The 12,403-nt window shown below is 42.6% G+C and carries 12 protein-coding genes; 7 read left to right on the forward strand and 5 right to left on the reverse strand.

Annotation, left to right across the window (positions count from 1 at the left end; translation table 11 throughout):
- Window positions 1-83: 83 nt before the first annotated feature.
- From L2096_RS01685 to L2096_RS01705, 5 genes are all read left to right on the forward strand, one after another.
- Entirely contained in the window at window positions 84-1,058 is a 975-nt protein-coding gene (locus tag L2096_RS01685) for a class 1 fructose-bisphosphatase (protein ID WP_151815051.1), read from the forward strand.
- Between the two features lie 49 nt (window positions 1,059-1,107).
- Window positions 1,108-1,884, forward strand: a complete 777-nt coding sequence (locus tag L2096_RS01690) for a TrmH family RNA methyltransferase (protein ID WP_250364754.1) — start codon at window positions 1,108-1,110, stop codon at window positions 1,882-1,884.
- Window positions 1,885-2,047: 163 nt separating this feature from the next.
- Complete coding sequence (locus tag L2096_RS01695) at window positions 2,048-2,665, forward strand: RNA polymerase sigma factor (protein WP_048765816.1); 618 nt, start codon at window positions 2,048-2,050, stop codon at window positions 2,663-2,665.
- On the forward strand, window positions 2,652-2,972 hold the full coding sequence (locus L2096_RS01700; protein ID WP_004939385.1) for a hypothetical protein: 321 nt from the start codon (window positions 2,652-2,654) through the stop codon (window positions 2,970-2,972). Before L2096_RS01695 ends, L2096_RS01700 begins: the two co-directional genes overlap by 14 nt.
- Window positions 2,962-3,363 carry a DUF3106 domain-containing protein gene (locus L2096_RS01705; RefSeq protein WP_004939388.1) on the forward strand — a complete coding sequence of 134 codons (402 nt, stop codon included), beginning with the start codon at window positions 2,962-2,964 and terminating at the stop codon, window positions 3,361-3,363. Before L2096_RS01700 ends, L2096_RS01705 begins: the two co-directional genes overlap by 11 nt.
- 57 nt (window positions 3,364-3,420) lie before the next feature.
- Here L2096_RS01705 and L2096_RS01710 read toward each other — a convergent pair whose 3' ends face one another.
- From L2096_RS01710 to cxpE, 4 genes are all read right to left on the reverse strand, one after another.
- Window positions 3,421-5,829: a CSLREA domain-containing protein gene (locus tag L2096_RS01710; protein ID WP_250364755.1), complete on the reverse strand. Its 2,409-nt coding sequence runs from the start codon at window positions 5,827-5,829 to the stop codon at window positions 3,421-3,423.
- Window positions 5,830-5,843: 14 nt separating this feature from the next.
- The gene (rbtA, locus tag L2096_RS01715; protein WP_216197645.1) at window positions 5,844-7,661 is read right to left on the reverse strand and encodes a rhombotarget A; all 1,818 of its coding nucleotides are present in this window, start codon (window positions 7,659-7,661) and stop codon (window positions 5,844-5,846) included.
- Window positions 7,662-7,775: 114 nt separating this feature from the next.
- Window positions 7,776-8,483 (reverse strand): DnaA regulatory inactivator Hda, encoded by a 708-nt coding sequence (gene hda / locus L2096_RS01720; RefSeq protein WP_004939397.1) that lies wholly within the window; start codon window positions 8,481-8,483, stop codon window positions 7,776-7,778.
- A gap of 20 nt (window positions 8,484-8,503) precedes the next feature.
- On the reverse strand, window positions 8,504-9,694 hold the full coding sequence (gene cxpE, locus L2096_RS01725) for a chloramphenicol efflux transporter CxpE (RefSeq protein WP_004948710.1): 1,191 nt from the start codon (window positions 9,692-9,694) through the stop codon (window positions 8,504-8,506).
- 134 nt (window positions 9,695-9,828) lie between these two features.
- Here cxpE and purM point away from each other — a divergent pair, with 134 nt between their 5' ends.
- Together purM and purN are read left to right on the forward strand one after the other, a co-directional pair.
- Window positions 9,829-10,899 (forward strand): phosphoribosylformylglycinamidine cyclo-ligase, encoded by a 1,071-nt coding sequence (gene purM / locus L2096_RS01730; protein WP_151794499.1) that lies wholly within the window; start codon window positions 9,829-9,831, stop codon window positions 10,897-10,899.
- Entirely contained in the window at window positions 10,896-11,528 is a 633-nt protein-coding gene (purN, locus tag L2096_RS01735) for a phosphoribosylglycinamide formyltransferase (protein ID WP_048765810.1), read from the forward strand. The genes purM and purN overlap by 4 nt, the downstream gene beginning before the upstream one ends.
- A gap of 59 nt (window positions 11,529-11,587) precedes the next feature.
- On the opposite strand, the gene L2096_RS01740 is transcribed toward purN, so the two are convergent.
- Entirely contained in the window at window positions 11,588-12,391 is an 804-nt protein-coding gene (locus tag L2096_RS01740) for an alpha/beta fold hydrolase (RefSeq protein ID WP_004939412.1), read from the reverse strand.
- Window positions 12,392-12,403 lie beyond the last annotated feature (12 nt).

Consider the following 12,403-nt stretch of genomic DNA (forward strand, 5'->3'; position numbering starts at 1 on the left):
TAATTTTTCTTTTTGTCCAATCTCATCTAAACTATGCGCCAGTTGCAGATCACCACTATTCATCTTCTTCGGAGTTATTTTGTATGTCAAATCTCACCTTGGCTCAATACCTACAACAAAAAAATGGGAATTTGACACCTGAGTTGGCACAAGTGATTGAAACAATTACAAATGCTTGTAAAGAAATTGATCAAGCCATTCAAAAAGGAGCATTGGCCGATCTGCTTGGAAGCGCAGGTAACGAAAATGTTCAGGGTGAAACGCAGAAAAAACTCGATGTGTTATCAAATGATCTTTTGCTTGATGCCCTTCAAGCACACCCTCAGGTAGGTGGCCTTGCATCGGAAGAGCTGGACGATTTTACCCCAGGTCATCAAGATGGCAAATACTTGGTTTTGTTTGATCCTTTAGATGGATCAAGCAACATTGATATCAATATGTGCGTCGGCACTATTTTTTCGGTTTTACCTGCCAAACAAGCAGTGACACAAGCTGCTGACTTCATGCAGCCTGGTACAGCTCAGGTTGCTGCCGGTTATGTTATGTACGGGCCTTCAACTATGATGGCGCTTACCTTTGGTGCAGGCGTAGACTTCTTCACTTTCGATATCGAAAGCCGTGAGTTTATCTTGACGACTGCGTCGGTTAAAGTTAATGCGGATACTCAAGAATTCGCTATCAACGCTTCAAACCAACGTCACTGGGAAGCACCAGTTAAACGTTATATCGATGAGTTGCTTGCAGGAAAAACGTCGGTTCGCGGTAAAGATTTCAATATGCGCTGGATCGCATGTATGGTGGCAGATGTTCATCGTATTTTATGCCGTACTGGTATCTTTATGTATCCATACGATTTGAAAGATCCAAGCTCAGCTGGACGTTTACGTCTCATGTATGAAGCCAATCCAATGAGCTTTATTATTGAACAAGCAGGCGGTGCAGCAACCACGGGTCGCGTGCGTATCATGGAAATCGAGCCAAACGATCTTCATCAGCGCATTCCTGTCATTATCGGCTCAAAAAATGAAGTCGATCTTGTGACCGGTTATCATCAGTAATTTTATCAGACTGTGATGTCAGTTTTGGCATCACAGTGGACTTTAATATATGTCGATTATTTATCTTGAATCTAAAGATAACCCCAAAATTAAACATTTGCGCGGGCTGATCGAACAGCAAGCTTTTCGTAAAAAGAACCGTCAAACTGTACTTGAAGGCACACATTTATGTTTGTCTTGGTTACAGCAACAACGCAAAATTAACAGCATTTTTACCACTGAAGCCGCATTAAAACATCCAGATTTTGACGCCATCGCAGCGCAATATACTGGCCACGTGTTTATTTTAGCAGAAAGTTTGTATCGCGATTTAAGTACGCTTGGTACCTCACTGGCATGTTTGGCGATTATCGACTTACCTCAATCAAGTCAGGCCATCGATTTTTCTCAAGATACACTTATTTTGGAAAACATTCAGGATCCAGGCAATGTCGGAACGTTGCTTCGCTCTGCAGCGGCGGCCAATATTAAGCAAGTCATTTGCACCAAAGGTTCGGCATCTTTATGGTCGCCTCGCGTGTTACGAGCCGGGATGGGTGCACATTTTAGTCTGTTTACCTTTGAAAACATTGCGCTTGATGTTGTACTTGATCAGTTTGAAATTCCGGTCTATGTGACCAGCTCGCACGAGGCGACCAGCATCTATGATCAAGATTTAACCCAACCTTGTGTCTGGATATTAGGGAATGAAGGTCAGGGTGTGTCAGATTATGCACTTGCCCATGCGCAAAGTGTCACCATTCCGCAGCCGGGTGGTCAGGAATCCTTAAATGTGGCCATTGCAGGCTCTATCTGTTTTTTTGAAATGGTTCGCCAACGACTGTAGAAACGTTAATTTATATTAAAGTCTCTCTTTTATCGAATAAAATCATTTAGACTGTATGTAAATAACTGTTGATGTTGTCAACCTATTCTTCTTATTGAGCGTTATATAGAACATGTAACCAGATAGGAAGAATGGGGATCGAATGACAGGATTTTCCATCTCTATGGATTTAGCGCCCAAACAGTCTCGAACTGAACGCAGTACCCATGAAGGTACTGTCGAACAACGTCTTAAGTTTTTTATGCAAGATGTGAGCGGCCGTGCGCTTGTCATGATGGAAAGTGCCACTCAAGGTCAGCAAGGCATTGCCATGGATCTGGTACAAGAAGCGTTTATTTCGCTTCACAAGTCTTACGCAGACAAGAGTATCGATGAATGGTATCCTCTTTTTTACACCATACTGAATAATAAATTACAGGACTGGCGGCGTAAGGAAGCCCGAAGGTCTAATCCGTTTTCTTTTTTTAAAAAAGTCAGTTTAGATTCCGACGACGAAATAACTGATGTTGTTGATGAAACAACACCTAATCCTTTTGACTTTCTGGATCAAGCCGTAACCATTGAAGAGATTCAAGACGCCATCAGTAAACTACCTGTTCGACAACAACAGGCGTTTATGTTGCGTGCTTGGGAAGGGTTTGATACTCAAACCACTGCTCAGATCATGAATTGCACAGAGGGAAGCGTAAAAACGCATTACCATCGCGCTATTCAGGGTTTACGCGCTTCGTTAGCTCATTTAAATCCATCTTTGGGAGGTTCATCAGATGAATCAAGATGATTTCACAAAGCGTGTGACGTCTAAGCTTGATGGACTCGCACGTCATCATAAAAACAAAGCTGTTGTCATGACCCATGTTCTTGAAAAAATTAAAGAAGAACCAAAGTCATACTATAGCGTGTGGAAAATGTCAGGTTTTGCACTGGCCGCAGCAATCACAGGTTTTGTGATTTTGCCAAGCTCGTTTGATCTGACTGAAAAACCACAAAATCAAGTCATTGTGACACCAAAACTTTCACCGCAAATGGTGGAGGATTTTGAAATGCTAAGTGTACTTGGCGAAGATAAGGTGCCTCATGGTAGCTAAACGACTTGCCATTGCCCTATGTGCTTTAAGCTTTCTGCAAACTAGTTTTGCAGGATTCGAGCGTTTTTGGTTTTTTTCCAAAGATGCCAATACGCAAGTCAATGAAACCTGGGATGCACTTTCAGATGACGAACAACGTGCACTCATACAGCGCTACCAATCGCTGAAAGAGGCACCAAAAGATAAAAAAATTGATTTGCAGCAGCGTATGGACTGGTTCACTCAGCTTCCAGAGCAAGAAAAACAAAAAATGCGAGATACTTGGCAAAAAATGAGTACTCAAGAACGCAACGATTTAAGAAAACGTATGCAAAATGCCAGTATGGAAGAGCGTACTCAAATTCGTGAAGAATACATTCACAAGTATCTGACGACCGCCGACCCGCAATAATACAGCGATATAACAAAAAAGAGGTCGATTGACCTCTTTCTTACTTTTAGAAGTTGACTATTTGAAGCGTCTGTATAGCGCAAGCCCCATAAGACCAATTACGCCGAATACACCAAGACTGCCACCCCCACCGCGACTGTCATTGGTTGTTGTTGCGGTATTGACCAGTTTCACAGTCGCTTGTTCAGACTTTAGACCTTCAGCATCGTAAATCACATATTTGAAGGAATAATTAAATGGGCTGAAGTTGTTTTTTACCTGTATACGCAGATTACCGCCATAACAAAGATTAGCAATATCATCACCCGGACAGTTACCTGTTCGGTCTGCTGCAATGGTAATACCTGATGGGACATCAATTAAACTTACTGCAAGCTCTGCCCCGTCATCGTTGCGATAAAATTTTGGTTTATTTGGATTTGACGTTAAGGTTGAACTTGGCCCATCGCCATCATCACTGTCATTGCTCAGCAGATTAACGCTAATTTCTTGACTGCTGCCATATTGCAGACTGTACTCATCATCTTTTGCAATTGGTTTAATATTGACAAACTGTGCAAATAACAATCCAGATGACTGACTACTCGAATCCGTTTTTGACGTTAATGTATATTGGCAAATGTTGTATTCATCGGCTTGTGTAATGGTATCGTCTTTACGTGAAATAATGATCCGTTTTAAAGTCGGATTCCATTCACACTGTAAATTTGCGTCGTCTCTTAATTTGATTACGCTTGCGGTACTGCTTGAGTTATTCAATGTACCAATTCCAAAACGTTGCACGCTTACATTATAATTTTCCAGATTTAATGGCTGGATTTCATGCGCGGCGTTTTCATTGGCAAAACTTTTTGCAAACGGATCGACGTAAATTGCACGGTACTTTAAATTGGCTTTGGTATTGGTCACCAAGTCACTGTATTTTTGAAATTCATCGCGATATAACGGTAAAAACTTCGGATCTGTGGCACTGTCTTCAATCAGTTTCTTATACGAATCCCTTAAGGTTTCATAACCTGAATTAGTATTTGTGAATAAATCGACCAATGATGTATTGGTTAGATTTTTTAAATCACTTGCGGTCAGTTTTAACAATTCAATTGAACCGATATCACAGCTATTGGCAGCAGCGGGATTCAGCAATAACGTCGCATCGGTAATCCGCTGAATACCACGTTGATCATTTTTGGCATTACAACTGGTCGAGCCGACATCAACCAAATCGCTTTGATTTTGATTATTTCTTGGAAAATATACAGGTAAGTAATTGGTATTTTTATCACCTGCACGTAAATCTTCGAACAGGCTTGAGAAGCTGGTGGTACTCACATCGATGGTATTGTGCTGTGTAGCTAAAACCTCATTACCGACATCACACTGCCCTTCTTTTGCAGCAGACAAAACCAGCGCATTATAAGATAAATTCAAACCGGTCGAAGTTTCTGATTTGGCATCACCGTATGCATAACGGCATGATTTTCCTGTATTTGCAAACAAAGCATTCAGGGTTAGTCTTTTGGTACCAGTCTTATCGTATAAAAAGGTACTAAATGCTGTGTTTTTAACAATCGTGTTATTTTCAAGGGTTAAATTGGAGCTGGCATCAAGATTACTCGATTGCGAGTTTGATTGATCACTGCTGAATTTTATAATACTGCCAGAAGTCGGATTGGCAGTGTTGAGTGCAATCGTGTTAGCAGTTAAAGTTGCTGTGGGCGTTCCACAAAAGGTCAGTACACTGTCACTCGATGCACTGCCATTTTGTATAATGCTGTTATTGGTCAGCGTGAGAGTGCGTGGATTAAGCACACCGAAGTCACGGCATGCCATGCCCAGTACTGCATTGGTTGATGCTGTATTTCCCTGAATAAGGCTATTACTGATCGTCACGGCACTGGTGCCATTTTCAAGATAAATTGCGCCACCATTGGCTGCGCTCGAGTTGAGGATATTTACCCGATTGAGCGTGGTCGATCCGCCTAAATAAAGCGCTCCCCCACGATCCGAACTACGGCCCTGACGTAACTCGAGATCATTCAAGGTGAGTGCAGATTTCGCATTGGTGGTATTTAAAATACGTACATTATTTTGTCCTGAAATCACAGTTCTCACTGCGGTCAGTGCAGGATACTGCTGGGTGATGGCATCTTTTTGCGTATAATCGAGCGCCTCTTTTCCTTTAATAATCACCTGTGAAGTCGGTACCAGCTCGGAATTCAAATTATACGTTCCCGCTTCAAGCTGGATGGTATCGGTGCTAGATGCAACGGTATTTCCAGCCGAACATCCACCATAGGCTTTATTGGCTGCCGCGGCTTTAAGCGCCATGCGTAGTGAACATTTGGCACTTGAGTCACTGTCGATATCTTCAAAGGTATTCACGTATATGGTTTTATCTTCTGCTGCCATGAGTGACATGGCTGATAAAATCATTAATGTCAGTATTCCTTTTTTATAATTCTGCATGATTCATCCTTTTCTTACTGCTGACGTTTCCGACGCCATATCATCAATCCACCCAATACGATCAAGCTTCCCCAGCCAAAACTCCCACCACCACCTGTACTGACTTTTTTATTTTCGAAGGTATTTGGTGGGTCTTGCTTTACTTTTGCTGCAATATCGATATATCTACTATTATTCGACGAACTAAAACGGCTAAATGTGGTTACAACACGGATTTTAAATTCATCTGTTCCCTGCCAGTTGCCATTGGGTGTGTAAACCACATTTCCATCCTGATCGAGCGTTAACGCTCCCTTAGACGGCGTATTGGTTTGTATAACGTCCAAACAACCGACTTGCCATGCTTTACCGTCTGTACGTTTTCCTAAAATAGCCTCGCACGCACTCGCCGGGACTAATTCCCCATCTGTGAGTTGTTCTGCAATCGAAAATTTTGCCTGTTCACCATATAAAATATCACTTCCCACAGTAGCGATTGATGAGGTGTCGATGACGAGTTCAATGGCACCCAAGTCACATGATTGATTACTACTACGAGATTTACCACGCTGATCGACTGATTCGCATGCACCCGTGCCACTAATACGACCGCGATTCACAATCAAAGAGTCATCTAAACTGTTGTAGCTAAGCAATAAGCGCGGTCTAAAAAAACCTAAAAAGGTCATACTCGGTGTAGCAAACGGACACAGTAATCCTTCAGCCGGTGCGAGTGTACATTTTCCTTCTACACTCGAGCCTGCAAATAGTTTTACAGCACCGAGATTAATATTGGGTGCATTACTTGAACCCGATCCACAGTCAGAATTCACCAGATTATTTTGAATCAAGCTTTTGTCAGAGCTTGTAAAGGTACAGTTCTTGGCAGTTTGTAATACTTCGTTTTGAACAATCCCGTTTTCAACCACAATACTATTGGCTAAATAGGCATTGCCAAGCGGCGCATCGAAATAGATACCTAAAGAGTTGCGTACCAATGTGTTGTTATTCAAACTCTGGCCATCACGTAAATTGATGAGATAGCCCGTGTTTTTAAGGATTGTCGAATTTTTTACACCATACAGCCCCGAATTAAAAAAACCCGCTGTAAGATCATCGCTAAACTTTGCTGCGCTAAAAAATAATGTCGGTGTCGTTGTAGTCGTTGCAGTGTTGTCTCGCACAACCGATTGAGTCATCACAAATCGGGGAAGATCACTGTAAATCACGGCGCCTTGGCTGGCAGTATTATTTTGCATCAAACTATTGATAATGGTGACTGATCCACTGGATTTATCTGTAGTTGATGCTTGTGCGTTATAAATTGCGCCACCCAAATTCGCATATCCGTTTTTAAGCGTCACATAACTTAAAACGAGTGTCTCTTGGTTGTATATCAAACCACCCTGAGCAATGCCGCAATCTTTGGCACAGCCATCCAGATTCACTTCTGTGAGCTGAACATTATATTGCTCATTCTGGGTGCTATCATCACGGATTCGAAAAATTTGATCAGCCCCTGTCATTTTGATGGTGGCATTATTCAAACCTAGCTGATTGGTAATAGTCGTGTCGTAAGTGGTTTTAATTTGCAATGCTTTTTTAATTTCAATTTTGCTTTTTAATTCGTAGGTTTTACTTTTTTCAAGCAAAATCACCGGGTTGCTGTCTTTACCCCCGCATCCATTGTAGCCTGATTCAGGCGACCCTTTATTAATGTACTCCACAGCTTCACGTAGTGAGCACAATTGGTCATCTTTCACTTCATCCGCTGTGGTGTTTACTATAATACTGTCACAGTACGCATGCCCCGCAATACACAACAAGCCAATGCCTAAGCCCTGCTTGAGCATATTATTCTCCTTAACATTCCATTTTTCATTATTTTTTTAAAGTTGCTCTATCCCAACAACTTTGAATTCTTTGCCTACTTTGTCACAGCTAGAGTAATTACTCAAGATCTAATTTTAGTGTCGATATTCATCTATCAATGCGTAAATCTGACGCAAGGTCGCATTGGATAATTTTGTCTTTTCGCCTTTTAATAATTTTTCAAGCTGGGCAATGGTTTGCAAGAGTAATGACGCTTGATGAGGCCCGTGCAAAAGCAAATAGTCTAAAATTTGCGGATCAAATTGCAAACCACGACGCGTCATGGTCGATACAATGAGTGCCTGTCGATCGGCATACAAACTACCATTGGGTAATTTTACACTGACTGCCTGCGTAAGACGCGATTGTAAATCCGGTAATTCCAGACGTAGTTCAATCGGGGCAACACGTGAAGAAAACACCAGTTGTCCGCCCACTTCATTATTGTAATTAATTAAGTGAAACACAGCTTTTTGCCAATGCGGAACACCACTGATCGATTCGATATCATCTAATGCCACAAGATCGTAACGTTCAAGCGAGGTGATGGCTTCAATAGGCGCATCTAAAAGCTCTAACAAAGAGACTTTAATGGCCGACTTTCCAATTTCGAGGTAGGAATCACAGATAGCCGAGAGTAAATGGCTTTTACCGGAACCCGCCCCTCCATAAATATAAAAGCGGTTCATTAATCCGGCATGTAACTGGCGTACGGCGTCAACCACATGTCCCCATCCCGGCCCGGAAAAATCGCTAATGCGGGCATCGAGCTGAGGTTCTATATCCAACTGTAGTTGACGCATAAATCCAATAGACCTTCGTGTTACTTCCGATCAACATCAATCGATGTATCAGTATCTTGCGGCTTTTTGACCTCAATATCAAGATCAACCGATTCAGTTTCTACACTGATACGCTCGCTGTCTCCAGTAGAAACGACCACTGCTGATCCACCATATAAAGCAGTATGTTCATAGGCTTCGCGAATGTGCCTGAGCAGAACCACAATGACTGCTGCCACAGGCAAAGCAATCAACATGCCTAGAAAACCAGCTAACTGTGCACCAGCCAATACGGCAAACACCACTGCAACAGGTGATAGGCCAATTTTATCGCCTAACAAGAACGGCTGAAGAATATAACCTTCGACAGCTTGCCCAATCATAAAGACCACACCCACAAGCGCCAGTTGCATCCAGTCGACGCCAAACTGAAAGAGGGTCGCAATCACGGCCGCAATAATTCCGACTGCAAAACCTAAATACGGAATGATACTCGCCAGTCCGGCCACCATTCCGATAATCAGACCGACCTCTAAACCGATAAGTTGTAAGCCAACAGCATAGACAATCCCCAAAAGTAGCATGACCAAAAACTGACCTTTGACAAAAGCACCTAAAACACTGTGGCACTCACGTACAATTTTTAACGTGCTGTGTTCATATGGACGAGGAATTAATCGACGCAAACTATTCAGCATTCGTTCCCAATCGAGCAAGAAATAAAACGAAATGATCGGGATCAATACAATGGTGCCGCCCACCTGAATAAAGCTCAAACCAGATTGTGCCAAACGTAGCGCCATGCTTTGAATACTGTCTGCGCTGTAGTTGGTCTGAATGTACTCCATAACCACAGTCGAAATCTGATCGGTATCAATTTCCATCCGCTCAACATTAAAGTTGTGCGAAAGCCACGGTAAGAAGGTGGCATTAATCCAATGAATTCCCGAAGGAATACTGTCTCGTGCATAAATGAGCTGACGCCAAACTAACGGCACCACATACCACATCGCCCAAGTAAGTAATACTCCAATGCCGACAAACACAATACTAATCGAAAGCCAGCGAGGCAGATGCAACTTGCAAAGTTTATCAACCAATGGACTAAACAAATAAGCGATTAAAAAAGCGCCAATAAAAGGCAATACGACAGGTTTAAGTAAGTACAGGATCCACAATAAAAGTGCTATACCTGCCAAGATGAACACGCGTCTAAGCATACGATCTTGCATAAATTCTAGCCTTTTTTTAATGTATTCGTTATAGATGCAAAAATAATTCAGTAAAGATAGCATTTTCGATCATAAATACCATAAGAGTTTCGTATATTCAGGTTATAATCTGCCGCCAATGCGGAGACTTCACTATGAGCAACTCAACTTCTACCCCTAACACTGGTTTAAGCTATAAAGATGCGGGTGTCGACATCGAAGCGGGCGACGCATTAGTCGACCGAATCAAGTCGGTAGCTAAACGCACCACTCGTCCTGAAGTAATGGGCGGTCTTGGTGGCTTCGGCGCACTATGCAAAATTCCAAAAGGCTATGAAGAGCCAGTACTGGTTTCAGGTACAGATGGTGTAGGTACAAAGCTACGCTTGGCACTCAATCTTAATCGTCATGACACTATTGGCCAAGATTTGGTTGCCATGTGTGTAAACGACCTTTTGGTGTGTGGCGCTGAACCTCTATTTTTCCTTGATTACTATGCAACAGGTCATTTAAATGTAGACGTTGCAGCCGACGTTGTGACTGGAATTGGTAAAGGTTGTGAGCTTGCTGGTTGTGCACTCGTTGGTGGTGAAACAGCAGAAATGCCAGGTATGTATGAAGGTGAAGATTACGATCTTGCCGGATTTGCCGTAGGTGTGGTTGAACAAAGTAAAATCATTGATGGCTCAAAAGTCAAAGCGGGTGACGTTTTAATCGGAGTAGCATCAAGTGGTGCACACTCTAACGGTTACTCCCTGCTCCGCAAAATTTTAGATGTTAAAAATGTTGATTTAAATCAACAAATCGATGGACGTTCACTTGCAGATGTTGCAATGGAACCTACCCGTATTTACGTTAAGCCTGTTCTTGAATTATGCAAGCAAGTCGATGTACATGCTATGGCGCATATCACTGGCGGCGGCTTACCGGGTAACTTACCGCGTGTTTTACCAAATGGTGCGCAAGCTGTGATTGATGAAGCATCATGGGAATGGCCAGAATTGTTCAAACTTTTGCAGCGTGAAGGCGGTGTTGAGCAGTTTGAAATGTATCGTACCTTCAACTGTGGCGTAGGCATGGTGATTGCGGTTGATGCGGCGGACGCACAAAAGACCATCGATGTGTTAAATGCACAAGGTGAAAAAGCATGGAAAATTGGTCATATCCAAGATAATCCAGCATCCGTTGAAGGCGCAGACGAAAAAATTCGTGTGATCTTTGCATGATAAAAATTGCGGTACTCGTTTCAGGAAATGGCAGTAACTTACAAGCTCTGATTGATGCAAATCTTTCAGGTGAAATAGTCGGTGTCATTTCCAACAAAGCAGATGCATATGCACTAAAACGTGCTGCAGATGCCAATATTCAAACCAAAGTGATTGAACATAAAGCGTATCCTACTCGGGAACTCTTCGATGCAGCATTGCATCAACAGCTTACCGAGTGGGAGGTCGATTTGGTGGTCTTGGCAGGCTTCATGCGGATCTTGAGCGAAAAATTTGTACGAAACTGGCACGGAAAGATGATCAATATTCATCCTTCCTTGTTGCCTTTGTACAAAGGGATGCATACCCATCAACGTGTATTAAATACCGGTGATGTGTATCATGGATGTACCGTCCATTATGTGACCCCAGAGCTGGACGCAGGGCCAACGCTCTTACAGGGAGTGATACCCGTCGGTCATCATCAAACACCTGAAAGTTTGGCACATCGTGTACATAGCATTGAGCATAAAATTTATCCACAAGCTGTGGAGTGGATTTGTAACGGTACACTCAAACATCTTGAAAATGGTCAGATTTTGTACAAAGGCATACCACTGAATAAACCTATTCAGTTTTGTGATTTATAAATCAAAAAACGCATCCACGGATGCGTTTTTTATGACTAGGTTTTATGTGTCTAGATTTCTTAGTTCTTGGAAATCAGCGTTTTAATGTGAGCAACGGTCTCTTCAGGATGCTCCAGAGGGAACATATGACCACCACGCAATGTGGTAAATGGAATACCTAAACTTTTCTTGGCTTTGTGCGGCAAGCGTCGTTTAAAAAAGTTACTTTGCTCACCCACCACCAACTGAATCGGCACGGATGGTTTACGATTAAGCGTCAGCCACCACCATGAAGGATTAGTTCTGAAAATCGCCACTTCATCCGCTTTTGGAATACTTAAGGTCACGCCACCTCGAACAGGATCTTCTGTCAAGGCATAATCTAGATAGGCTTGAAAGCAGTCTGGATCAAAATCTCGATAAAATCCTTTAGGACGCAAGCGTGAAGCAGCATCTTCTCGTGACGGCCAATGGTCGCGTCGGTGGACAGATAACCCAGCGGGCGTCATCCGATCAACCGTTTTTGGGCTAAAGACTTTTGCCAAATGAAAGGCAAAAGAATAAGCACCCAAAATTAAAGGCGGGTCGAGCATGATCACTTGCGAAAAAAGCTCAGGACGCTTGTAACTGGCCATCATGGTTAAAACTGAACCTAAGGAATGTCCTAGACCAATCACTTTTCGTCCATTTGCCTGACGCACAATGCTGTCAATCACTTGATCGACCAGATGTGACCAGTGATTGGTGACAGGATAGCGCTTATCTGGACCAATCATCGGCACATAAATAATGTCGTAACGATCACTCAATAGATCGAACAGTTTTTGGTATACCTTCGAAGGTATACCGTTGGCATGGGCAAAATGAATTAAAGGCTTGTTCAAGTGATCCTCGAG

The organism is Acinetobacter sp. ACZLY 512 (genome assembly GCF_023614015.1).
GTDB lineage: Bacteria > Pseudomonadota > Gammaproteobacteria > Pseudomonadales > Moraxellaceae > Acinetobacter > Acinetobacter soli.